Below are 23,463 nucleotides of genomic sequence, written 5' to 3'. Positions count from 1 at the left end.
AGCGGGAATAAAGGCTACGCCTCCTCGGGCGCTGCATGCAGGCCGGGCGGGACTTACGTCGCGCAGGTCACATCGAACGGCGGGTTTCGGCACGTGGAATGGCGGGAAACGAGCCTGGTTCGGGTAGGGGGCACCGAGGTTGCGGCCCCCTTGGCTTCGCACCCCTGACGGACCCCGGGTACGTGTGGCCGAGATCATGTCCTTCCCACTCGAACCCTACGTCAACACGACACCTATGAGCTGCCCGGAAGCGTGACGAGGATGCGGCAGCCGCGTGACGATTCGGCCACTCCGATCCGGCCCCCGTGCAGCTCCACGGCCCAGCGGGCGATCGCCAGGCCCAGTCCGGTGCCTCCGTCGCCGCCGCGCGCGCTGCCCCGGTTGAACCGCTCGAAGACGCGGTGGCGCTCCGCCTCGGGGATGCCGGGCCCCTCGTCCCGTACCTCCAGCACCAGACTTCCGGGTGCCTCGCCGGTCCGGGCGCGGACCGTGACCCGGCCGTGCGGAGGGCTGTGCTTGACCGCGTTGTCGATCAAATTTGCCACCACCTGGTGCAGGCGTTCCGCGTCCGCGTGCGCCCACAGCTCGGGCGGGAAGACGTCCAGGTGCAGGTGCACGTCGTTGCGGGTGTGCCCGCCCGAACCGGAGAGCAGCCCGGGCCGGCCGGCGGCCGCCAGCCGCGATTCCTTCAGCACGCCCGACAGGTACGGCCAGACCTCGAAGCGGCGGGCGCGCAGCGGGACCACGCCGTTGTCCACCCGGGACAGGTCCAGCAGGGTCTCCACGAGCCCGCCGAGCCGCTCGGTCTGCTTCAGCATCGTGCGCATGGTCTCCGGATCGGCGGCCGAGACCCCGTCCACCACGTTCTCCAGCACCGCCCGCAGCGCCGCGATCGGCGTGCGCAGCTCGTGCGAGACATTGGCGACGAGCTCCTTGCGGTGCCGGTCCACGGCCTCCAGGTCGTCCGCCATCAGGTTGATGGTGGCGGCCAGGTCACCGAGCTCGTCGCGGCGACCCGCCCCGCGTACCCGCCGGGTGAAGTCGCCGTGGGATATGGCCCGGGCCACCCTCGTCATCTCGTCCAGCGGCGCCGTCAGGCTGTGCGCCACGAACTGGGTGATCAGCATCGAGGCGATCACCGAGAAGACCGTGATGAAGCGCAGCTCGGTGTCGGTGCGCAGGGCCACCAGCAGCAGACCCGTCGTGATGAAGACCGACACCACCACGAGCGTGCCCAGCTTGGTCTTGATCGAGAAGGGCGAGAAGGGCCGCAGCCCCGCCGGAGGCCGGTGCCGCGGCCGCAACCGGTTCGGCGGGCCGCTCATGTCTGGGCCGGGGTCTCCAGGGCGTACCCGACGCCGTGGACCGTACGGATCCGCTCCGCGCCGATCTTCCGGCGCAGGGCCTTGATGTGGCTGTCGACGGTACGGGTCCCGGACGCGTCGGCCCAGTCCCACACCTCGGCCAGCAGCTGCTCGCGGGAGAGCACCGCCCGCGGGGTGCCGGCCAGGCACACCAGCAGGTCGAACTCGGTCGGGGTCAGGTGCACGTCCTCGGTGTGCACGCGGACCCGACGCTGCGCGTGGTCGATCTCCAGATCGCCCAGCCGCAGGGTGGCCCCGCGCGGGGTGTGCGCGGCCATGGTGGCCCGCTCCACGCGCCGTAGCAGCACGTGGACCCGGGCGGCCAGCTCGCGCATCGAGAAGGGCTTCGTCATGTAGTCGTCCGCGCCGACCCCGAGCCCGACCAGCAGGTCGGTCTCGTCGTCGCGCGCGGTGAGCATGAGGACCGGTACGGGCCGCTGGGCCTGGACCCGGCGGCAGACCTCCAGGCCGTCGAAGCCGGGCAGCATGATGTCGAGGACCAGCAGCTCGGGCAGCCAGCTCTCGGCCGCCGTGACGGCCGAGGGGCCGTCGCCGGCGGTCTGCACCTGGAAGCCCTCGGCGCGCAGGCGGGCCGCGATGGCCTCGGCGATGGTGTGGTCGTCCTCGACGACCAGCACACGCCGCTGGGCGCCGGGTGTCGCCGCGGCGCCCTGATGGGTGGTGTGTGTCTGTTCCATGTCCGCCCCTGAAGATCCCGCGTGAATGGGGTGCAGCGTAGAGGAGGCGTCGGCCTGCGGCTACGTGGGGTTCGGACATGGCATATGTGCTTGACCACAGTAAACGGAATGTGATGTACCGGGTGCCGGTCCCCCCACGGAACCGGCACCCGGCGGGCGAGACCGGTCAGGTGCCTCGCCGTTGCTGCCCTCCGAGGGGCGTTCGGGGGGTGCCCGCAGGCACCTACAGGGTCAGCCCGTGACCGTGCGGGAAGACCGGGTCGAGCGTGTCGTTCGGCACATCCGGACGGGACGCCTCGACGGCCTTCATCGAGCGCGGGAGCTCGAAGGGGAGCCGACCCTCGGGGGTGGCGCGGCCGAAGGCCACGTCCAGCAGGGCGGCGTCACCCGCCCCGTAGTCGGCGATCAGGGCCGCCGCGCGCTCGGCGATCTCCGGGATGACGGCGGCCCGCTCCAGGTTGATGCAGACCAGCGTCGGGACCCGGTCCAGGAGGGCCAGGATCTCCGCCAGCTCAAGTTCGGGGAACGCCAGCGAACCCGAGTGGAAGTACGACTCGAAGATGTTCTCGCGCGGCTTGTACGGGGTCCGCAGCCGCAGGACGGCCAGATCCGCGTCGGCCGGGTCGGCGACGACCTCGCCGTACCGGGCGGCCACGGCCGCGTCCACGTTCCGCACGTACAGCTTCGGCCCCGCGGCGAGCGGGAGCAGGCCGTCCGGGTTGGTCAGGACGGTGAGGGAGCGGCGCTGGGCCGCGGCTCCCAGGGCCGTGAAGTCGGACCGGCCGACGATCTCGGCCGCCGCGTCCGGGTCCACGTACGGGTCCTCGAACAGGCCGAGCGTGAACTTCTCCCGCAGCAGGCGGCGTACCGAGTCGTCGATCCGGGACTCGGCGACGCGGCCCGAGCGGACCAGCTCCACCACCACCTCGGGGCACTGCTCGCCGCCGAACTGGTCGCAGCCGGCCTCCAGGGCGCGGGCCGCCCGCTCGGCCACGCCCAGGTGCTCCAGGCCCCAGGCGCGCGCCGGATGCACCTGCCCGAAGATCGTCGCGTCGTTCAGCAGCCCCCAGTCGCTGCAGACGATGCCCTCGAAGCCGAGCTCCTCCCGGAGCAGACCGGTGACCACGCCCTTGTTGAAGCCGAAACCGACCTCCTCCCAGTCGGTGCCCATCGGCTGCCCGTAGTACGGCATCATCTGCGCGCACCCGGCGGCGATCGCCGCCCTGAACGGCTCCAGGTGGTGCTCGCGCATGCCGCCCGGATAGACCTGTTCCTTGCCGTGCGCGAAGTGCGGGTCCTCGCCGTCCTTCTGCGGGCCGCCGCCGGGGAAGTGCTTGACCATCGCCGACACCGACCCGGGCCCCGGCGTCGCCCCCTGCAGGCCGCGTACGTACGCCGCCACCAGCTCGCCGGTCAGCCGGGCGTCGGAGCCGAAGGTGCCGGACTGGCGGGCCCAGCGGGGCTCGCTGGCCAGGTCGATCTGCGGGTGCAGGGCGACGCGGAAGCCGACGGCGAGGTACTCGCGGCGGACGGTGTCGGCGAAGCGGCGGACCAGCTCGGGATCGCCGATCGCGGCCAGGCCCAGTGCCTCCGGCCAGGCGGAGAAGGCGCCGGAGTTGAAGGAGGCGCCGACGTTGTCGGTGAAGGTGTGGCGCGGGTCGGTGGAGAGGGTGACCGGGATGCCGAGCCGGGTGGCCGCGGCCATCTCCTGGACGGCGTTCTGCCAGCGGGCCATCTCGCGGGGCCCGTAGGTGCCGAGCAGGTTGAAGTGGGTCAGGAAGCGGTCCTCGATCAGCTCGGGCGTGGTGAAGGGGAGCATCGAGCCGTCGGTCTCGGTGACCGGCGTGCCGTCCGCGTTCATCATCAGCATCGAGTGGAAGAGCTGACCGGCCTTCTCCTCCAGGGTCATCCGGGAGAGCAGGTCCTCCACGCGGCGGCCGACGGGCAGCGCAGCGTCTCGGTAATCGGGCGTCGCGTTCATGGCGGGGCTCCTGGAGCACGTGACCGGGCGGATCGGCACGGCCACGGTAGAACTGAAAACCTTGTACCTGCTAGGTTTTTGAAAAGTGAGCCGGGTCACACGCGTCGGGTGGCTCGAAAAGGCCGCCGCAGGGCCTCGGCCTAAGGTGTCGGCATGGCACAGGACACGGGGCGGACGCGGGGCAAGGCGTCGAAGGGCGCGGCCCGCGGGACCTACGCGGTCGGCGACGCCCGCCGGCAGAAGATCCTCGACACCGCCGTCGAGCACTTCGCCCAGTGGGGCTTCAACGCGTCCTCGCTCACCCGGATCGCCGCCGACTGCGGGATCACCCAGGGCGGACTGCTGCACCACTTCCGCGGCAAGGAGGACCTGCTGCTGTCGGTCCTCGCGCAGAGCGAACGGCACGACGTGGAGCGGCTCTTCAGCGAGCCCGCCGAGTCCGTCGCCGCCCACTTCGCCACCGTCGTGGACCTCGCCGCCGACAACGAACGGCGGCCGGGCATCGTCCGGATGTTCAACACCCTGGTCGGCGAGTCCGGCAACCCGGAGCACCCGGCACACGCCTACTTCAGCCGGCGCTACGCCCGGGTGCTCGGCTACACCGTCGACCTGCTGGAGGCGGGCGTCGCACGTGGTGAACTGCGCCCCGACACCGACTGCGAGGCGGTCGGCCGGGAGATCCTCGCCGTCATGGACGGCCTGCAGATCCAGTGGGTGCTGACGCCCGACAGCGTGGACATGCCGGCCCGGCTCCGCGGATTCCTGGACCGGCTGCTGCGGGACATCACGGCCACGCGTTAGGGGGCGTCCTCACCGCCGGTGAAGGGCGGCAGCGCGGCCAGTACCTTCGTCAGGCCCTCCGGCAAGGACTCCTGGGCACCCGCCACCTCGTGGCCGTCGTGCACGAAGGCGTAGAAGTACCCGTCGAAGATCGTGGGGCCGCCCGTCACGAACCGGGGCAGCCGGGCGAAGCCGGCCTCCCGCAGGGCGGTACGCAGGGCCGTGAGCTCCGCCGCGGACAGCTTTCCGGTGCCCGTCGGCCGCGCCTTCACGTCCAGCTGGGTCCAGGAGCCGTCGCCCTTGACGACGAGCGTGTGGGTCCGCCCGGCGATGCCCCCGGTCCGGGTGACCCGCACCAGGGTCTCGCCGGGGGCGGGGACCCGGCCGGCCGTGGGGCTCGTATGCGGGTCGGCCGTGGCGCCCGTGCTCGCACCGGGGCTGGTTCCCGGTCTGGTGCCGGGGCTCGTGCTCGGGCCGGGGTCCGCGGACGCGCTCGTGCCCGGCGCCGTGGAGGCCTTCGGGGGCGCGTCGTCTCCGCCTCCGGGCGCCGAGGGCCCGCAGCCCACCAGGAGCACCGTGCTCAGCACCGCCACCGCGGCCGCTCGTAACGCGTGCACACCCACCTCCGCGGGGACTCGGCTCCAACCCCGAGTATGGAGTCCGCACCCTCGTTCCGACACCCGTTTCGAACACCCGTCCCGACCGCACGCGGAGGCCGACATCAGCCGGATCGCCCCCTGGCGCCTGATCCCGCCGCTGCTGTCCGTGCTCCTCGGCCTGTGGGGCCTGGAGCGGGGCGGCAGCATGTGGCGCGACGAGTCCGTCACCTGGCAGGTGGCCCACCGGCCGCTCGGCCAGATCGTGGAGCTGCTGGGCCGGGTCGACGCCGTCCACGGCCTGCACTACCTGCTCATGCACGGGCTGTACCAGGTGTGGGAGGGCGGCCTGTGGGCACTGCGCCTGCCCTCCGTCGCCGCCACCGCCCTCGCCGCGGCCGGGGTGGCCGCCGTCGCCCACCGGCTCGCGGGGGAGCGGGCCGCACTGCTCGCGGGCTGTGTGTACGCCGTACTACCGCCCGTGCAGATGTACGCCCAGGAGGGGCGCTCGTACGCCCTGGTCGCCGCCGCCGTGGCGTGGGCGACGTACCTGATGCTGTGCGAGCGGTGGCCGGCCTACACGGTGGTGCTGCTGCTCGGCTGCTGGCTGCACGAGTTCGCCGCGCTGGCCCTGCTCGCCCACGCCTGCACCGCGTGGCGCTCGCCCGGCTGGCGGCGCGCCGCCGCCGTCGTGGCGGCCCTGCTGTTGCCGCTGGCCGTGGTGAGCGCCCGGCAGGCCGAGCAGCAGCTGGGCTGGCTCGGCCGACCCAGCTGGCAGGACTGGGTGGCGTACGGGGTGGTGGGCGCCGCGGCCCTGCTGCTCGCGCGGGGGGCTCCGGACGACCTCGTACGGGTGGCGCTCCCGCTCGTCCTGCTGCCGCCCGGGGTGCTGATGGTGATCTCACTGGTCAACCCCTGGTACGTCGACCGGTACGTGATCTACGCGCTGGCCGGGCTCGCCCTGCTGACCGGGGCCCGCCTCGCGCGGGCCCGCGGGTGGTGGCCGTGGCTGCCGGTGGTCGCGCTGCTGGTGCCCTTCGGCTTCTGGTCGGTGTGGCTGCGTACGCCGGAGAGCCGCAAGGACGACGTGCTCGCGGTGGCCGCCGCGGTCCGGGACCGGGCCCGGCCCGGGGACGCGGTGGTGTTCATGCCCTCGCGCCGGCGCGAGTGGCTGCTGTCCTCGCCCGAGCTGTACGGGGAGCTGCGCGACGTGGCCCTGGACCGCACCCCGGCGGCCTCGCACAGCCTCCAGGGCACCGAACTGCCCCCGGACCGGATCCGCGCGGCGCTCCTGGCCTCGCCCCGGGTGATCGCCCTGCTGGACCCGGCGGGCCAGCCGCTGGACCCGTACCCGCGGGAGGTGGTCAAGCGGGCGGAGCTGGCCGCCGGCTTCGACCTGTGCGCGACGACCGAGGTGCGCGGCGCCCGGGTGGCGGTCTACGCCCGCCCGGGCGGCTGCGACTGACCCCGCCGAGGCCGACCCCCGGCCCCGAACGCTGCACAGCCCCGCGCCCACCTGCGCCGACGGCCCCCGCCGCCCCGGGTGCGGCACAGGCCCTCAGCGGTCCCGGTGTCGCACCGGTCCGTGGGTCCGGGGGCGGCCCTGGCCTCGGGCCGGCCGGGGCGAGCCCGGCCCGTCGGTCGGGGGCCAGGACGGCTGCTGTGCGGACCTGCGCGCGCCGGGCCGGATGCGGAGGCCGGATGCGGAGGCCGGAGCGGGTGCCGCACCCGTTCGCCGGTGCGCGGCTCGGGCCGGCAGGCCTGTCCCCGACGCGTTCCGGTCCACCCCGCCCCGCGGGCCGGGGCGCGGCGCGGCGGAGGATGGGGCGACCCGTGTCGTCCAGTCGGAGGTGCCGTCCCGCATGACCACACCCCAGAACACGCCGTTCGAAGCCCTGAACGAAGCCTTGCCCGAGGACCTGCCCGGACCGCTCGTCGGGGGCGACTGGCTCGCCCGCCGGCTGGGCGCGCCCGGCCTGGTCCTCTTCGACGCCTCCGTCGGCGCCCACCGCGCCACCGCCCACCGGATCCCGGGCGCCCGCCCCTTCGACCTCGACGGGGACCTGTCCGACCACACCGCGCCCGCCCCGCACACCATGCCCGGGGCGCCGGAATTCACCGAGGCCATGCGCGCCCTCGGCGTCGAGGACTCGGACACCGTCGTGGTCTACGACGGCGCCGGCATCTACTCCAGCGCCCGCGCCTGGTGGATGCTGCGCGCCATGGGCTTCGACCGGGCCGCCGTCCTCGACGGGGGACTGCCCGCCTGGACCGCCGCCGGACTGCCCGTCGAAGCCACCGCCCCCGCGTACGGGGGCCCGCGTGGCTCCTTCACCGTCCGGCCCCGGGCCGGGCTGCTGGTCGACAGCGTCACCGTCGCTCGGGCCCTGACCGACCCTGCGGCGGCCGTCCTCGACGCCCGCACCCGCGAACGCTTCGCCGGCACCGCCCCCGAACCCCGACCGGGCCTGCGCGGCGGCCACATGCCCGGCGCGGTCAACCTGCCCTTCGCCGAACTCCAGGACCGGGACGGGCTGATGCGGCCCGCCGGGGAACTGCGCGCGACCTTCCGGGCCCTGACGGGGGAACGGGAACGGCTCCTTCTCAGCTGCGGCTCCGGGGTGACCGCGTGCGTCCTGGCCCTCGGCGCCGAACTCGCCGGGTACGAGGAGATCGCGGTGTACGACGGCTCCTGGAGCGAGTGGGGCCTGCCCTCGGAACTCCCCGTGACCACCGACCTGTAGCGCGGGGGAGCGGGGGACGGGGGGTTAGCCCCACCTGAGGTCCGGGTACGTGCACCATCGGCCCGGGCAGGCTCCCGGGCCAGACTCGGGCCATGACCACTCACACCGCCTCCGCCCGCACGGCCCGCACCGCGATCCTCGCCCTCGGCGCCGGCCTCCTCCTGGCCGGGTGCTCCTTCTCGGGCAGCATCGTGGACGGCGCCTACAAGACGGCGACCGCCGATGCCACGGTCACCGAGGCGGTCACGGCGGTGAAGCTGACGGGGGTCCGCTCCGGCTCGATCGAGGTCACCCCCGGGACCGGCCCCGGGGCCACGATCCGCCGCGTCGTCCGCTACCGCGGGGACACCGTCCCGGAGACCGGTCAGCAGGTCACCGGCGGCGTCCTGACCTTCAGCAAGAGCTGCGCGGAGGAATGCCGCGTCGACTACCGGCTGGAGGTCCCGGCCACGGCCACGGTGGACCTGGAGAGCTCCAGCGGCGACATCACGGTGACGGGTGTGGCGGGGGCGGCGATGGAGGCCGACTCCGGCGACGTCACGGCCGAGCGGATCGGCGGCCCGCTGAAGGTCCGCACCTCCTCGGGCGAGATCACCGCCACCGGGCTGTCCGGCCCGAGCGCCGAGGCCCGCTCCACCTCGGGCGACGCACGACTGGACTTCGCGAAGGCCCCGTCGTCGGTGCTCGTCGCGACCTCCTCGGGCGACGTCACCCTGAAGGCCCCCCAGGGTCCGTACCGGACCAAGGTCTCCACCGACTCCGGCGACCGCGACATCACCCTTCCCGACGACGCCTCCGCCCCCTCCCACATCTCGGTGAAGACCACCTCGGGCGACATCCACCTGTCGGCACTCTGACGCGACCCGGAAGGAGGGCGTTCCGTGCGGACCACGCCGCGCTTCCCCCGGCCCGTGGGGACCGCCGGACGCGTCATGATCACGTGCTGACGTCCCTCGCGATCTGTATCAACGCCTCGTCCCACACGTCCCCTCCGTCCGCCCAGGTCCACAGCCATCCACGCAGGGACGGTGCCGCGTAGCGCAGGCCGTCGTGCGGGCTCTGGCCCTGTTCGGGAATCCAGCCGTCGGCGTCCCACAGCAGCACCGGACTGTCGACCGCTCGCAGGGAGACGTACCACTCCATGCTGCAGCCGCCGCCCGTCAGGAAGAACCACGAGGCCGGCGGGCCCCATCCGGGCCGCCGGTCATGGACGGCGGTCGCACAGGGCCACTCCTGCACGTGCCCGTGCGGAACGCCGCGCGGTATCAGTGAGGCGAGGCCGCCGTCCGGACCGAATCCTCCGTCCCCGATCTCGGTGTAGACGCGTCGGAGCAACCCGGGCAGTCGATGGCCGAGCTTCTGCTCCGCGTGCTCGACCTCGGCGAACGTCACAGGCGGGAAGGGCGTGTCGGGGAGGCCGCCGCCGCGGGAGGGGATCGTGCCTCCCTCGCCCCAGGCGCGTGCGTGCAGCTTCTCCAGCAGTGCGTCGTCCGCGGCGGTGCGGTGGGTGGCATCGGTCACGAGTCGGAACCGTAGCGAGGAAGGCCGCCGCTCCGGACGCTCGGCGTCGTTCGCGACGTCTTCCCGGACGCGTTCGCCCCGGGCGAACGGGGCGTGGGGAACATCGGGAGGCGCACATGCATTGAGTCGGCATAGCTCAACTTCACTGCCGGAGGGAAGATCATGGCTTCGACGTCCGTCACACTCACCCTGCCCGTGCTGCCGCTCGACGACGAGGTCGTGCTGCCCGGAATGGTCGTACCGCTCGACCTGTCCGACGCCGAGGTACGCGCCGCCGTGGAGGCCGCGCAGGCCGCCGCCGGCAAGAGCGGCAGCGGCAAGCCCCGGGTCCTGCTCGTGCCGCGCATCGACGGCACGTACGCCGGCACCGGAGTGCTCGGCACCGTCGAACAGGTCGGCCGACTCTCCGGCGGGGACCCCGGAGCGCTCATCCGCGGCCTCGGCCGGGTCCGCATCGGGGCCGGGACCACCGGCCCCGGGGCCGCGCTCTGGGTCGAGGGCGAGACCGTCGACGAGGCGCTGCCCGATCCGCTGCCCGGGGCGGTCACCGAACTCGTCAAGGAGTACAAGGCGCTCGCCACCAGCTGGCTCAAGAAGCGCGGCGCCTGGCAGGTCGTGGACCGGGTCCAGCAGATCGAAGGCGTGTCCGCGCTCGCCGACAACTCCGGCTACTCGCCCTTCCTGACGGTCGAGCAGAAGGTCGAACTGCTGGAGACCGCCGACCCGGTCGCCCGCCTCAAGCTCGCCGTCAAGGCGCTCAGCGACCACCTCGCCGAGCAGGACGTCGCCGAGTCCATCGCCAAGGACGTCCAGGACGGCGTCGACAAGCAGCAGCGCGAGTTCCTGCTCCGGCGACAGCTGGAGGCCGTACGCAAGGAACTGCGCGAGCTCAACGGCGAGCAGGACGGCGAGGAGTCCGACGACTACCGCGCCCGCGTCGAGGCCGCCGACCTCCCCGAGAAGGTGCGGGAGGCCGCCCTCAAGGAGGTCGAGAAGCTGGAACGGTCCAGCGACCAGAGCCCTGAGGGATCCTGGATCCGGACCTGGCTGGACACCGTGCTGGAACTGCCCTGGAACGAGCGCACCGAGGACGAGTACGACATCCGGGGCGCCCGGGCCGTCCTCGACGCCGAACACGCGGGCCTCGGCGACGTGAAGGACCGCATCACCGAGTACCTCGCCGTCCGCAAGCGGCGCGGCGAGCGCGGCATGGGCGTCATCGGCGGCCGCCGCGGCGGCGCCGTACTGGCCCTCGTCGGCCCGCCCGGCGTCGGAAAGACCTCGCTCGGGGAAAGCGTGGCGCACGCCATGGGCCGCAAGTTCGTCCGGGTCGCCCTCGGCGGCGTCCGCGACGAGGCCGAGATCCGCGGCCACCGCCGGACCTACGTCGGCGCCCTCCCCGGCCGGATCGTCCGGGCGATCAAGGAGGCCGGGTCGATGAACCCGGTGGTGCTCCTCGACGAGATCGACAAGGTGGGCTCCGACTTCCGGGGCGACCCGGCCGCCGCCCTGCTGGAGGTCCTCGACCCGGCGCAGAACCACACCTTCCGCGACCACTACCTGGAGGTGGAACTGGACCTCAGCGACGTCGTCTTCCTGGCCACCGCCAACGTCCTCGAAGCCATCCCCGAGGCCCTGGCCGACCGCATGGAGCTCGTCCGGCTCGACGGGTACACCGAGGACGAGAAGGTCGTCATCGCCCGCGACCACCTGCTTCCGCGCCAGCTGGAGCGCGCGGGGCTGGGCTCCGACGAGGTGGTCCTGGAGGAGGACGCCCTGCGCAAGCTCGCCGGGGAGTACACCCGCGAGGCGGGCGTCCGCACCCTGGAGCGCTCCCTCGCCCGCCTGCTGCGCAAGGTCGCCTCCCAGCACGAGCTGGGGGAGCGGGAACTGCCCCTGAACATCGGCGCCGACGACCTGCGGGCCCTGATCGGGCGCCCCCACCACGTACCGGAGTCCGCCCAGGACCCCGCCGAGCGGCGCACCGCCGTCCCCGGCGTCGCCACCGGCCTGGCCGTGACCGGCGCGGGCGGCGACGTGCTGTTCGTGGAGGCCTCGCTGGCCGACCCGGAGACGGGCGCGGCCGGGCTCACCCTCACCGGCCAGCTCGGCGACGTCATGAAGGAATCGGCGCAGATCGCCCTGAGCTTCCTGCGCTCCCACGGCGCGGAACTGGAGCTCCCGGTCGCCGACCTGAAGGACCGGGGCGTGCACATCCACTTCCCGGCGGGCGCCGTGCCCAAGGACGGCCCGAGCGCGGGCATCACCATGACCACCGCCCTCGCCTCGCTGCTCTCCGGTCGGCAGGTGCGCACCGACGTGGCCATGACCGGCGAGGTCTCGCTGACCGGACGCGTCCTGCCCATCGGCGGGGTGAAGCAGAAGCTGCTCGCCGCGCACCGGGCCGGACTGACCACCGTCATCATCCCCAAGCGCAACGAGGCCGACCTGGACGACGTCCCGGCGGAGGTGCTGGAGACGCTGGAGGTGCACCCGGTGACGGACGTGCGCCAGGTACTGGAACTGGCCCTGGCGCGGGCGGAGGCCCCGGTCGTCGCGGCCGCCTGACGCACGCACACGGCCCGGTGGCCCGCTCCGGCGGGGTACCGGGCCGTCGGCACACCCGCTGCGAAATACTGGCCCCCGCACCCACCGGGGTGCCGGACATCATCGAAGGAGCGGGACGTGCACGGGAGTGAAGACCAGGAGTTCCTTGCCCTGGAGCGGGAGCTGTCCGTCTTCCTCCGACGGGCCCGCGCCTCCTCGGGGGAGATGGCCCGCGAGCTCCACCCCGAACTGGAGCCGGCCGCGTACGGGCTCCTCGTACGCCTGGAAGCGGCCGGACGGCAGCGGGCCACCGAACTCGCCGCCTACTTCGGGGTCGGCAAGGCCACCATGAGCCGACAGCTGCGGGCCCTGGAGGTGCTCGGCCTGGTGGCCCGCGAGCCGGACCCCGCCGACGGCCGGGCCTCCCTGGTCGGCCTCACCGAGGAGGGCCGGGAACGGTTCCTGCGGGTCCGGGGGGCGCGGCGCGAGCAGTACATGCGCAAGCTCGCCGACTGGGACCGCGGCGAGGTCGCGGAACTGGCCCGGCTGCTGAACCAGCTGAACGCGGGCGGGGAGTAGGGCGCTTCGCCGCGGAACTCGGGTGGGCCCGCTCAGAGCTCCGCGTAGACCGCCGACGCGTCGTCGTGCCGCTTGTACCGGCCCGGCGGGCGGGCCGGATCGGACTCGACGGCGCGCACCCGGCCGATCAGGCCCTGCGCCCCCTCCTTCCGCAGCACCGCCAGGCAGTCGGCCCAGTCGCCCTGCCCGAAGGTGTCCGTCCACCGGCTCGCCCCGTCCGTGAGCGCGGCCACCGCCCGCACGCGCCCGCGCGGGGTGCGCCCGGTCAGAGCCCGGGCCGCCACCGCCGGGTCGGCGGCCGCGGTGAAGAAGCCGCCCTCCGCGTTGCGCAGGGCGTCCGTGGCGGCCACCGAGCCCAACACCTCCCGCGGGATCCGGTCCAGCCGGTCGTCGAGCACGGCCGTCACCTCGCCGCCGGGCGCCTGCAGGAGCAGTACGGAGTCCGAGAGGACGAGGTGCTCCACGTCCTCCGCGTCCCAGCGGAGCATGACGACCGTCGCCTGCGGGGTCCGTACGTGAGAAAGGTCACAGGTGTCGCGGTGGGTGTCGGCCGTGGCGCGGACGGACTCGGCCAGAACCTGATCGAGCGGCATGTCCCGCCGCGATCCGGACAGTTCGGTCAGTCGGCCGCCGAGACGCGCTACGAACCAGGGCACTCCGTGCACGCACCCGTCGTCGCCGCGCGGCGGCGTGACCCCGTCCAGGACCACCACGACGCCGCCGCCCGCAGCGGGGATCGCGGCCGACACCCAGTCCTCGTTGGGGCGTTCCTGGTGGCCGGGGGCCGACGAGAGGTCGATGCGCATACCCGCATTCTGCCGCGCGGGAGGCAGCGGACACCGGTAGGTCCGTACCAAATCGGGCGCGCCCGGCGCGGTGCCGCACACCGACCGTCCGGGGCGGTCGGCGAGGGCCGGGGCACCCGGGCGGTCGTGTGGGCGGGCATCCTGCCAAAGCCCGTATCGATCTTTCAACCACCTGTCCATGGAGGCGCGCCGGCACAGGGTGCCCGAGTTGGTCGGCAACTCATCCGTGATGTTCACTCGTTCGGGTGGCCGGTTGGGTGATGTGCGGCTCTCTCCCCAGCACGCTGCAAAGGTCTGAGGCGGTACGAGGGGGCAGGGGGCGTTTACTTGTTGACCGGCCGTTACCTCGGCCACACGAGTAGACGAGCAAGAGCACACGTACAGGATTGCGAGCACCGGTGCAGAAGAAGCGGTCTCGGAAGAACGGCACCGCCGCCGACGGCCCGGCCCCCGCAGGACGCCGTGTCCGCGTGCGCCGCAGGCTGGTCGTCGGCGTAGCCGTCGCCGGCCTCACCGTCCTCGCGGCAGGCGCGCCCGCCGTCGTCTCCGCGTCGAGGGAACTGAACGACTCCCAGCGCCTGGTCACCCTCGCGGACTCGACCCGGCAGACCCTCACCCTCGCGCACCTCCTCGGTGACGAGCGCGACGCGGTCGTCGAGTACGCCGCCAAGGGCCGGCCCGGCGCCGCCAAGGGACCCGTCCAGGAGCGCGTCGCCGGGACCGACCGGCAGCTCGCCGAGGTCCAGGCCGAGGCCGACGAGGCGACTGCCCAGGCCCTCGCCCGCGTACGGACCGTCCGCGCCGAGGCCGTCGACGGCAAGGGCAGTGCCCTCGCCGCCGAGCAGGCCTACGCCGGAGTCATCGCGGAACTCCTCGCCCCGGGCCGCCGGCTCGCCGAGCTCACCCCGCCGCGCGCCGAGGCCGCCCTGACCACCACGCGTCCGCTGGCCCCGCTGGGCCAGGCCGTGGAACAGGCCTCCGCCACCCGCGGACTGCTGCTCGCCGCCCTGGCCGTCCCCCGCGGCGATCAGTCCCCCAACTCCGCCGTGGTCGACGAACTCACCACCGCCGCCCAGCGAGCGCGCGTACGGGAGCAGGCCGCCCTCGACGACTTCGCCCGGGCCGCGCGGCCCGACGTACGCCAGACCCTGGCCGCCACCGTCACCGGCCCCGAGGTCAAGACGGCCGACGACTTCCTCAAGCGGCTCACCGACCGGCCCACCCTGACGCCCACCGACCGCAAGGCCGACGGGGCGACCGTCGGGACCGCGCTGACCGCCCGCATCGACCGGATGCGCACCGTGGAAGCCACCCTCGCGAGCGAACGGGCCTCCGCCCTGGCCGCGCTGCGGGACGACGACGTGACCCGGCTCGAAATCGTGATCGCCCTGCTGGGCCTGCTGTTCCTGTTCGCCGTCGGCGTCTCGACCGCCGTGGCGCGGTCGCTGACCCGCCCGCTGTCGGTCCTGCGCCGCGGCGCGGAGCGGCTGGCCACGCCGGAGGGCTCGGTGGAACCGGTGCGGTTCACGGGCCGCAACGACGAGTTCGCCGAGGTCGTGCGTCACCTGAACGCGGTGCGCGACCAGACGGTCTCCCTGCACACCCGGATCGCCGGGCTCGACGCCGACCGGCGCCGGATCATCGGCCGTAGCGAGGCCCTCGCCGCCGGCCGGGACGTGCTGGAGGAGGAGCTGACGAAGCTGCGGGCGGGGCTGGAGGAGCACCGGCGCATCATGTCGACGACCTCCGTGTCGCTGTCGCTGCGGACCCTGGGCCTGGTGGAGCGCCAGCTCGCGGTCATCGAGGAGCTGGAGTCCAAGGAGCAGGACCCGGACCGGCTGGCCACCCTCTTCAAGCTGGACCACCTGGCGACCGTGATGCGCCGCCACAACGAGAACCTGCTGGTCCTCGCCGGGCAGGAACACGGCCACGGGCAGGGCCTGCCGGTGCCGCTGGTCGACGTGATGCGGGCCGCCGTCAGCGAGATCGAGCGCTACGAGCGCGTCGACCTCGCCGCGCTGCCCTCGTACACCCAGATCGCCGGACACGCCGCCGACGACGTCTCGCACGTGCTGGCCGAGCTGCTGGAGAACGCGACCACGTTCTCCCCGCCCGAGGTCAAGGTGAAGGTGTCCGGCTGGCTGCAGGGCTCCGGTGACGTGGTGCTGTCCGTCGTGGACGAGGGCATCGGCGTCACCGAGGACCGCCTCGAAGCACTGAACGCCCGACTGTCCACGCCCGATGCCTACGACGAGGAGACCGAGGCGGAACACGGCCTCGGCCTCGGCCTGTACGTGGCCGGGCGGCTCGCTGCCCGGCACGGGGTCACCGCCGAGCTGCGCACCCCGAAGCACGGCGGGACCGAGGCCCTGGTGGTCGTCCCGGCGGCGCTGCTGCCCACGACCCCGGTGGTCTCCCCGGTGCACACCCTGGCCATGCCGGGCGGGCCCGCGCTGCGGCTGCCGGGAGTGATAGCGGAGGCGAACGAGAACACCCTGCCGACGCGACGGCGCGGGGCGCATGCCGCTCCGGACCCGGACGAGGACGCGGCCGTGGAAGCGGCCGCGCCGGCCGAGGCCGCGGTCGCGGCTGCCCCCGAGGTCGTCGCCGAGGTCGTCGCCGAGGAACCGGTCGTGCCGGCCGCGGTCGAGCCGGAGCGGGAGCCGGAGCCTGTCGTCGAGCAGCAGCCGGAGCCCGAGCCGGAGCCCGGGCCCGCCGTCGCGGCGGTCCCGATCACCCTGGCCGAAGCACTGGCCGGCCCCGCCGTCGTCGCCGAAGCCCCGGCGCAGCCGGACCCGGAACCGGCGCCCGCCGAGGCGGAACCCGCGCCCGCCACCGCCGGACTGCCGCCCGCCGAGGAGGTGTTCGTCGCCGCGCCCCGCGCCGCCGAGCCCACCCCCGAGGAGCAGCTGCTCGCGCGGGTCGTCCCCGACGCGCAGCCGGCCGCCCCCGGCGTGGCGGACCCCGCCGAGGAGATCCCGACCGCGGCGCACACCGCCGCACCCGTGGCCGACGTACCGGAAGCCGAACGGGAGACGGAGCCGCACACCCACGCCCCGGCCGAGGGCAACTGGCTCCCCCGCCAGGGCAGCCACCCGGCCGACCGGGCCGAAGGCGAAGGCGCCGTCACCGACAAGGGCCTGCCCAAGCGGACCCCGCGCACCGTCCCCGCCAAGAGCGCGGCCCGTGCCGACGGACCGCCCGAGCCGCCACGCAAGGTCGACGCCGAGGAGTTGCGGCGCCGACTCGGAGGCTTCTACCAGGGAGCCCAGGACGGACGGCGCGTCGTCGCCGCCGAACTCGCCCAGGAGCAGGGGCCCGACCGAGCCCCTGACCAGGCGCTCGACGAGGCCCTCGACCAAGGGCGGACTCAGCGGCCGGGCCAGAGCAAGACCGACCGGGGGGACACCGCACAGGAGGCACGCACATGACCGCGCCCAGTACGTACGGACTGAGCACCCAGGCCCGCAACCTGCAGTGGCTGCTGACCGACCTGGTCGAGGAGGTGCCCGGCGTCAACTCCGTCGCCGTCGTCTCCTCGGACGGGCTGCTGCTCCTGTCCTCCGACCCGGGAGCGGGCACGGCCGAACCGGCCGACCGGCCGCGCCCCCGGGGCCCGCGCGGCGCCTCCGCCGACCTGGCCACCATCGTCTCCGGCCTCGGCAGCCTCACCACGGGCGCCGCCGCGCTCATGGAGACCGGCGCGGTCAAGCAGACCATGGTCGCGATGGAGCACGGCTCCGTCTTCGTCATGGCCATCAGCGACGGCTCACTGTTGGGCGTGCACGCCACCCCCGACTGCGACATGAGCGTCGTCGCCTACCACATGGCCCTGTTCGTCGGCCGGGCCGGCCACGTCCTGACCCCCGAAGTCCGCAGTGAACTGCGCCAGTCGATGGAGAACACCCCGTGAGGAGTACGGCCTCCGACCGGCTGCCGATACGCGGCGCCGACCGCCGCCCCGCCCGCGTCCGCCCGTACTCCCTCACGGGCGGTCGCACCCGCTTCACCCAGGTCCTGCACGTCGAGACGTTCGTCGCCACCCTGGACACCAAGGTCTCGGAGCCGCAGAAGCCCGACCGCATGCCCGAGATGCCCGCCATCGTCGAGGTCTGCCGCCGCATGCGGACGATCGCCGAGATAGCCGCCCTGCTGAAGCTCCCGCTCGGCGTCGTCCGCGTCCTGGTCAGCGACCTCGCCGACCAGGGCCGGATCCGCGTCTACGGAACGGGCCACGGCAGCGGCCGTCCCGAACGCGCGCTGCTGGAAAGGGTGCTCAGTGGTCTTCGCCGTCTCTGACACCCCGGTGTCCCTGCCGCGGTCGGACGACGAGCCGGCCCAGCCCTGGCAGTACGACCGCTCCCGCGCGCCCGTCGCCGTCAAGGTGCTGGTCGCGGGCGGCTTCGGCGTCGGCAAGACGACCTTCGTCTCCTCCGTCTCCGAGATCACCCCGCTGCGCACCGAAGCGGTGATGACCCAGGCCAGTGTCCCGACCGACGACCTGTCCGGCACCCCCGACAAGAGCACCACCACCGTCGCCATGGACTTCGGCCGCGTCACCCTCGACGACGACCTCGTCCTCTACGTGTACGGGACCCCCGGCCAGGAGCGGTTCTGGTTCATGTGGGACGACCTGGTGCGCGGCGCCATCGGCGGGCTGGTCCTGGCCGACACCCGCCGGCTGCGCGACTGCTTCCCGGCCCTCGACTACTTCGAGACCTGCGGGCTCCCGTACGCCGTCGCCGTCAACCACTTCGACGGCTCGCAGTCGTACGAACCCGACGACGTACGCGAGGCGCTCAGCGTCCCGCCCCACGTACCCGTCGTGATCATGGACGCGCGGCGCCGCGACACGGTGGTCGAATCACTGCTCGCCCTGGTGGGCCACGCCCTCGACACCACTCCCGAATAGAGCCCCCGAACAGAGAGCGTGAGAGATGCGCAAGATACTCGTCGTGGGAGCCGGCCAGTCCGGTCTCCAGCTCGCCCTCGGACTCCAGTCGAAGGGGTACGAGGTCACCCTCATGTCCAACCGGACGGCGGACGAGATCCGCACCGGGCGGGTGATGTCCACGCAGTGCATGTTCGACACGGCCCTGCAGCACGAGCGGGACCTCCAGATCAACTTCTGGGAGCAGCAGGCCCCGAAGATCGAGGGCCTCGGCGTCTCCGTCGCCACCCCCGACGCCGGCCGCGCCATCGACTGGCTCGGCAGGCTCAAGGGATACGCGCAGTCCGTGGACCAGCGCGTGAAGATGGCCGGCTGGCTCGACACCTTCGTGCAGCGCGGCGGGCAGCTGGTCATCCACGGCGCCTCGGTCGCCGACCTCGACTTCTTCTCCCGTACGTACGACCTGGTGCTGGTCGCCGCCGGCAAGGGCGAGCTGGTCTCGATGTTCGGGCGGGACGCGGCGCGTTCCCCCTACGACGCCCCGCAGCGCGCGCTCGCCGTCGCCTACGTGCACGGCCTCGGCCCGCGCCCGGAGCACCCGGAGACCGAAGCGGTCCGTTGCAACCTGGTCCCGGGTGTCGGCGAGCTGTTCGTCATGCCCACCCTGACCACCTCGGGCCGGGCCGACATCCTGTTCTGGGAGGGCGTGCCGGGCGGTCCGCTGGACGTCTTCAACGGGATCAAGGACCCGGCCGAGCACCTGGCGCTCACGCTGGAGCTGATGGAGAAGTTCGTGCCGTGGGAGTACTCCCGCGCGACGAAGGTGGAGCTGACGGACGCGGGCGCCACGCTCGCAGGGCGCTACGCGCCGGTGGTCCGCAACCCGATCGGCCGCCTCCCCGGAGGCGGCCTGGTGCTGGGTGTCGCGGACGTGGTCGTCGCCAACGACCCGATCACCGGACAGGGCTCCAACTCGGCCGCGAAGTGCGCCGCCTCGTACCTGTCGTCGATCCTGATGCACGGGGACAAGCCGTTCGACGAGGCCTGGATGAAGGCCACCTTCGACAAGTACTGGTTCACCACGGGCAAGCCGGTGACCCAGTGGACGAACGCGATGCTGGGCGTCCCGCCGGAGCACGTGCTGAACCTGATCGGCGCGGCGGGGCAGCTCCAGCCGGTGGCGAATCGATTCGCCAACGGCTTCGACAACCCGGCCGACTTCGACGCGTACTTCTACGACCCCGAGGACACCGCCGACTACCTGGCGGAGGTCGCCTCGTCCGTCGGAGCCTCCTCGGCGGAGTAGCCCGTATCGTCCCCCGCCTGCGCCGCCGGTGCCTCCGGCAGCGCGGGCGGGGTGAACTCCGCGAGCGGGGACCCGTCCGGGTCCGGCCGGACCGCCCCCAGCAGCGGGTTCGCGGCGATCGGCGAGACCTTCACCACGGCCCCCGGCCGCGGCGCCTGGATCACCTTGCCGTCGCCGACGTACAGGCCCACATGGGTGGCCTTCGGGAAGTAGACCACCAGGTCCCCGGGCCGCAGCTGGTCCAGCGGCACCTTCGGCAGCTGGGCCCACTGCTCCTGGCTGGTCCGCGGGATGGCCCGCCCGGCGTGCGCCCAGGCCTGCGAGGTCAGCCCGGAGCAGTCGAAGGACCCCGGCCCCTCGGCGCCCCAGACGTACGGCTTGCCGATCTGCGCCGCCGCATAGGTGAGGGCGGCGCCACCGGCCGCCGTGGGCGTGCCCGTACGGGTCGGGAGGCGACCGGAATCCACCAGGTTCCGCTGCGCGACTGCGGTGTTCTCGGCCTCCTGCGCGCCGAGCCGGGTCAGCTGGTCCGGGGTCAGGGCGGCGAGCACCCGCTCGACCTCCTTGAGCTGGGCCGCGACCTCGTCCTGGTGCTCCTTCTGCCGCGCGGCCAGGGTCTGTCGGGTGTCCAGGGCTTCGCGGGCCCGTACGGCGAGCGCGTCGGCCTTCTTCTCACCCCGCGCGAGCCGGGCCAGTACGCCCGCCCGCCGGGCACCCTCGCGGGCGGCGAGCCGACGCTGGTCCAGGGCGGCCTGCGGGTTCCCGGCGAGCAGCATCCGGGCGTACGGGGACAGCCCCTGGCCGCCCTGGTACTGCTCCCGGGCGAGCCGCCCGGCGACGGCCCGCTCGGAGTCCAGCGCCGTACGGGCCCGGCCCAGCTCGGCGGCGCGCAGCCGCTCCTCGGCCTGGCCGGCCCGCAGGGCCACATCGGTGGCGTTGTAGGCCTCGGTGGCCTCCTCGGCCTTCTGGTAGAGGCCTTGCAGGCGGGTGAGCAGCACCCCGACGGACTCCCCTTCGGGCAGCCCCGGCTCGGCCCCGGCCCCGGGGGCCGGCCCGGCGACGACGAGTACCGCGGCGATGCAGACGGCGCGAAGCGGCCGCTGTGACAGCCGATATGACATGGAATCACCTCCGAGGCGGCCGATGCTGCCACGTCCGGTATGACAAATCGCCCAACGGAGTCGGCCGGTCGCGCCCCCTCACCCGGTTGGGGGCGGGGCCGGGGGAGCGGGCTTCGGCAGCGGGAGCCGACTGGGCGGCGGTTTCGGTGGGTGTGAGTGGGCCGGGCGGGGCCGTGAAGCTTAACGGGGGTGCGGGGGCTCGGGGGTGCGGGGGTGCGGGGGTGCGGGAGCGGGCTGGATGGGGTCGGTGCGGCTGGGCGGTGGCTTCGGGGGGCGGGAGCCCCTCGGGCGGCATCGGGGAGGGGTATGGGGGTTTCCCGTCAGTCCCATCGTCCCTCCGGGGCGGGCCGGTCCCTCAAGGGCGCTCCTTCGTCGCGTCGCTTCGCGATGTCGCTGCGCTCCACCCTTGACCGACCGTCCCGCCCCGGAGAAACGAAAGACTGCCGAGAAGCCCCCAAAAGAACGAGCCGGCCGAAGGTCTGAGGGACGGGGTGGTCGGAGATGTGCTGCCTGGTCGGGCGTGAAGAGGTACGTCCGAGAGGCGGGGCCCAGCCCGGCCCGGGCCTGGGTCGGGGGGAAGCGCGTCCCATCGCTACGCGCTCCTGATCTCTCAGCGTCCGCGACACGTCTTGGGCCGGACATAGGCCGCCTACGGTCCCGGTCCGGTCCTCGATATGCGTCCGACGCCCGGCTGTGGCTGGGCAGAGGCCGCCCACGCTCTCGGTCCGGCGATCGATATGCGTCCGACGGCCGCCCGGCGCCGGCCGCCCACCACCCACCGCCCGGGGGCGCCCTCGATGCGAGGCGTCGGACGGCCGTCCCCGGCGGACGGGCGAGGGAGTGCGGCTATTTCGTCGTGGATGCGGGTCAACGTGAGTGGGCGCCCCAAAAGACCGTCAGTGTGCCCCAATTGCCCCTGATTGTGTGCGAGTTTGTGGTGTCATGTTGGCGCTGACCCAGATCTACGACGGATTAGGAGAGCTGTCGGCCGTCCGCTCCTCCCAGCGCCCCTCTACCGTCCTCGACGGCCGGCGGTCGCAGTCCCGGAGAAGCGCGTAGCGATCTGAGGCGGCCAATGCCCAGCAGCAGCCGGGCGTTGGACGCAGATCGAGCATCGAACCGACCTCGTGGGCGGCCTATGCCCAGCTCAAGACGGTCGTCGGACGCTGATACGTGTGGAGCGCGTAGTGATTGGGCGCGCCCCATCGCCCCCGCGCGGGTCTCTGATGGGCCCCGTCTCGGGACCGTGCCCACCCACGTCTGCCTGGGCGTCTGTGATCGCCCCGTCCTTCGTGCCCTCGGCCGGCTCGTTCTTTTGGGGGCTTCTCGGCAGTCTTTCGTTTCTCCGGGGCGGGACGGTCGGTCAAGGGTGGAGCGCAGCGACATCGCGAAGCGACGCGACGAAGGAGCGCCCTTGAGGGACCGGCCCGACCCGGAGGGACGATGGGACTGACGGGAAACCCCCATACCCCACTGTGATGCCGCCCGAGGGGCTCCCGCCCCCCGAAGCCACCGCCCCGCTCTGCCCGTCCCGCCCCGTCCCCGTCACCTCGACGCGCGCCGGGCCTCTCGGACCGCACGGTCGACGGCCCAGGCGTCGGCGACCGGGCCCAGGTGGGCGAGCTTGTCCGGGTTGACCACCGAGCGGATGGTGCGGACCTGGCCTTCGAGCATCTCGAAGGCCAGGACGTGGAGCACCTTGCCGTCCCGGTCGCGGACGATCGCGCCCGGCTCGCCGTTCACGTCGTGCGGCTCGGCGGTCACGCCGATGTGGAACAGCCAGGGGAAGGACGCGGCGAGCAGGCGGGCCACGTTCTGTGCGCCGGTGACGGCCCTGGCCAGCCGCGGGGCCTTGCCGCCGCTGTCCCCGACCAGTTGGACGTCGGCGGCCAGCAGCCGCTGCAGCCCGCAGATGTCGCCGTCCTTCATCGCGTCCAGGAACCGGGTCGCCAGTTCCTGCCGCTCCTGGTGGTCCGCCCGGAACCTCGGCCGGCCGGCCTCCATGTGCCGCCGCGCCCGGACCAGCAGCTGCCGGCAGGCGGCCTCCGACCGGCCCACCGCCGTGGCGACCTCGTCGAAGCCGAAGGCGAAGACCTCCCGCAGGACGAACACCGAGCGCTCCAGCGGGCTGAGCCGCTCCAGGAGCAGCAGCGCGGCCATCGACACCGAGTCCGCCAGCTCCACCGACCGCGCGGGGTCCTGGTAGGGATCGTTCAGCAGGGGCTCGGGGAACCACGGCCCGACGTACTCCTCGCGCCGCACCCGCGCGGAACGCAGCACGTCGATCGAGAGCCGGGTGACCGTTGTGGAGAGGAAGGCCTTGGTGGAGGTGGGGCGGGTCGGCGAGGCGTCGAAGCGCAGCCAGGTCTCCTGCACCGCGTCCTCGGCCTCACTCACGCTGCCCAGGATCCGGTAGGCGATCGAGAACAGCAGTGACCGCAGATCCTCGAATTCCTCGACCTTGCTCATGCCGACTGTCCTCCCCCGGTGGCCCTGCATGATCATCAGGGACGCCGCGGGGGAGGGCAA

Annotated in this window: 19 protein-coding genes; 11 read left to right on the top strand and 8 right to left on the bottom strand. The window is 73.4% G+C overall.

Annotated elements, in window-relative coordinates; translation table 11 throughout:
• Window positions 1-233 precede the first annotated feature (233 nt).
• The 3 genes from ACGFYY_RS01420 to ACGFYY_RS01410 form a co-directional block, all read right to left on the bottom strand.
• Window positions 234-1,325 carry a HAMP domain-containing sensor histidine kinase gene (locus tag ACGFYY_RS01420; RefSeq protein WP_365272571.1) on the bottom strand — a complete coding sequence of 364 codons (1,092 nt, stop codon included), beginning with the start codon at window positions 1,323-1,325 and terminating at the stop codon, window positions 234-236.
• Window positions 1,322-2,062 carry a response regulator transcription factor gene (locus ACGFYY_RS01415; protein ID WP_030730938.1) on the bottom strand — a complete coding sequence of 247 codons (741 nt, stop codon included), beginning with the start codon at window positions 2,060-2,062 and terminating at the stop codon, window positions 1,322-1,324. The genes ACGFYY_RS01420 and ACGFYY_RS01415 overlap by 4 nt, the downstream gene beginning before the upstream one ends.
• 223 nt (window positions 2,063-2,285) lie before the next feature.
• Complete coding sequence (locus tag ACGFYY_RS01410; protein WP_393706535.1) at window positions 2,286-4,043, bottom strand: glycoside hydrolase family 3 N-terminal domain-containing protein; 1,758 nt, start codon at window positions 4,041-4,043, stop codon at window positions 2,286-2,288.
• A 153-nt stretch (window positions 4,044-4,196) separates the two neighbouring features.
• Between ACGFYY_RS01410 and ACGFYY_RS01405 the strand changes: the two genes are divergently transcribed.
• Window positions 4,197-4,844, top strand: coding sequence for a TetR/AcrR family transcriptional regulator (locus ACGFYY_RS01405; protein WP_393706534.1), 648 nt, complete (start codon window positions 4,197-4,199; stop codon window positions 4,842-4,844).
• Here the strand turns inward: ACGFYY_RS01405 and ACGFYY_RS01400 are convergent.
• Window positions 4,841-5,440 (bottom strand): hypothetical protein, encoded by a 600-nt coding sequence (locus ACGFYY_RS01400; protein ID WP_393706533.1) that lies wholly within the window; start codon window positions 5,438-5,440, stop codon window positions 4,841-4,843. The genes ACGFYY_RS01405 and ACGFYY_RS01400 overlap by 4 nt on opposite strands.
• Before the next feature lie 148 nt (window positions 5,441-5,588).
• Here ACGFYY_RS01400 and ACGFYY_RS01395 point away from each other — a divergent pair, with 148 nt between their 5' ends.
• The 3 genes from ACGFYY_RS01395 (at window position 5,589) to ACGFYY_RS01385 (ending at window position 9,020) form a co-directional block, all read left to right on the top strand.
• Window positions 5,589-6,884 carry a hypothetical protein gene (locus tag ACGFYY_RS01395; protein WP_393706532.1) on the top strand — a complete coding sequence of 432 codons (1,296 nt, stop codon included), beginning with the start codon at window positions 5,589-5,591 and terminating at the stop codon, window positions 6,882-6,884.
• A gap of 397 nt (window positions 6,885-7,281) precedes the next feature.
• On the top strand, window positions 7,282-8,163 hold the full coding sequence (locus ACGFYY_RS01390) for a sulfurtransferase (RefSeq protein ID WP_393706531.1): 882 nt from the start codon (window positions 7,282-7,284) through the stop codon (window positions 8,161-8,163).
• Window positions 8,164-8,255: 92 nt separating this feature from the next.
• A complete protein-coding gene (locus ACGFYY_RS01385; protein WP_393706530.1) occupies window positions 8,256-9,020 on the top strand; it encodes a DUF4097 domain-containing protein in 765 nt (254 codons plus the stop codon).
• A gap of 79 nt (window positions 9,021-9,099) precedes the next feature.
• Here the strand turns inward: ACGFYY_RS01385 and ACGFYY_RS01380 are convergent, their stop codons facing one another.
• On the bottom strand, window positions 9,100-9,684 hold the full coding sequence (locus ACGFYY_RS01380; protein WP_393706529.1) for a hypothetical protein: 585 nt from the start codon (window positions 9,682-9,684) through the stop codon (window positions 9,100-9,102).
• Window positions 9,685-9,846: 162 nt separating this feature from the next.
• On the opposite strand from ACGFYY_RS01380, the gene lon reads away from it, so the two are divergent.
• Entirely contained in the window at window positions 9,847-12,252 is a 2,406-nt protein-coding gene (gene lon, locus ACGFYY_RS01375) for an endopeptidase La (RefSeq protein ID WP_393706528.1), read from the top strand.
• A gap of 117 nt (window positions 12,253-12,369) precedes the next feature.
• Complete coding sequence (locus tag ACGFYY_RS01370; protein WP_033218751.1) at window positions 12,370-12,810, top strand: MarR family winged helix-turn-helix transcriptional regulator; 441 nt, start codon at window positions 12,370-12,372, stop codon at window positions 12,808-12,810.
• A 32-nt stretch (window positions 12,811-12,842) separates the two neighbouring features.
• On the opposite strand, the gene ACGFYY_RS01365 is transcribed toward ACGFYY_RS01370, so the two are convergent.
• Complete coding sequence (locus tag ACGFYY_RS01365) at window positions 12,843-13,616, bottom strand: protein phosphatase 2C domain-containing protein (RefSeq protein ID WP_393706527.1); 774 nt, start codon at window positions 13,614-13,616, stop codon at window positions 12,843-12,845.
• Window positions 13,617-14,014: 398 nt separating this feature from the next.
• Between ACGFYY_RS01365 and ACGFYY_RS01360 the strand changes: the two genes are divergently transcribed.
• Genes ACGFYY_RS01360 through ACGFYY_RS01340 form a run of 5 tightly spaced genes read left to right on the top strand, consistent with a single transcriptional unit; the run spans window position 14,015 to window position 19,813 of the window.
• Window positions 14,015-17,047, top strand: a complete 3,033-nt coding sequence (locus tag ACGFYY_RS01360) for a nitrate- and nitrite sensing domain-containing protein (RefSeq protein WP_393706526.1) — start codon at window positions 14,015-14,017, stop codon at window positions 17,045-17,047.
• Complete coding sequence (locus ACGFYY_RS01355) at window positions 17,044-17,529, top strand: roadblock/LC7 domain-containing protein (protein ID WP_365272601.1); 486 nt, start codon at window positions 17,044-17,046, stop codon at window positions 17,527-17,529. Before ACGFYY_RS01360 ends, ACGFYY_RS01355 begins: the two co-directional genes overlap by 4 nt.
• Window positions 17,526-17,915 (top strand): DUF742 domain-containing protein, encoded by a 390-nt coding sequence (locus tag ACGFYY_RS01350; protein WP_365272603.1) that lies wholly within the window; start codon window positions 17,526-17,528, stop codon window positions 17,913-17,915. Before ACGFYY_RS01355 ends, ACGFYY_RS01350 begins: the two co-directional genes overlap by 4 nt.
• Window positions 17,896-18,528 carry an ATP/GTP-binding protein gene (locus ACGFYY_RS01345; RefSeq protein ID WP_393706525.1) on the top strand — a complete coding sequence of 211 codons (633 nt, stop codon included), beginning with the start codon at window positions 17,896-17,898 and terminating at the stop codon, window positions 18,526-18,528. The genes ACGFYY_RS01350 and ACGFYY_RS01345 overlap by 20 nt, the downstream gene beginning before the upstream one ends.
• 25 nt (window positions 18,529-18,553) lie before the next feature.
• Window positions 18,554-19,813, top strand: a complete 1,260-nt coding sequence (locus tag ACGFYY_RS01340; protein WP_365272609.1) for a styrene monooxygenase/indole monooxygenase family protein — start codon at window positions 18,554-18,556, stop codon at window positions 19,811-19,813.
• Here the strand turns inward: ACGFYY_RS01340 and ACGFYY_RS01335 are convergent.
• Both ACGFYY_RS01335 and ACGFYY_RS01330 read right to left on the bottom strand, forming a co-directional pair.
• Complete coding sequence (locus tag ACGFYY_RS01335; RefSeq protein WP_393706827.1) at window positions 19,765-20,922, bottom strand: NlpC/P60 family protein; 1,158 nt, start codon at window positions 20,920-20,922, stop codon at window positions 19,765-19,767. The genes ACGFYY_RS01340 and ACGFYY_RS01335 overlap by 49 nt on opposite strands.
• Window positions 20,923-22,479: 1,557 nt before the next feature.
• Window positions 22,480-23,403, bottom strand: coding sequence for an RNA polymerase sigma-70 factor (locus ACGFYY_RS01330; RefSeq protein ID WP_393706524.1), 924 nt, complete (start codon window positions 23,401-23,403; stop codon window positions 22,480-22,482).
• Window positions 23,404-23,463: the final 60 nt, after the last annotated feature.

This window comes from Streptomyces sp. NPDC048331, assembly GCF_043201215.1.
GTDB lineage: Bacteria > Actinomycetota > Actinomycetes > Streptomycetales > Streptomycetaceae > Streptomyces.
This window is presented reverse-complemented; position numbering and strand designations above follow the sequence as displayed.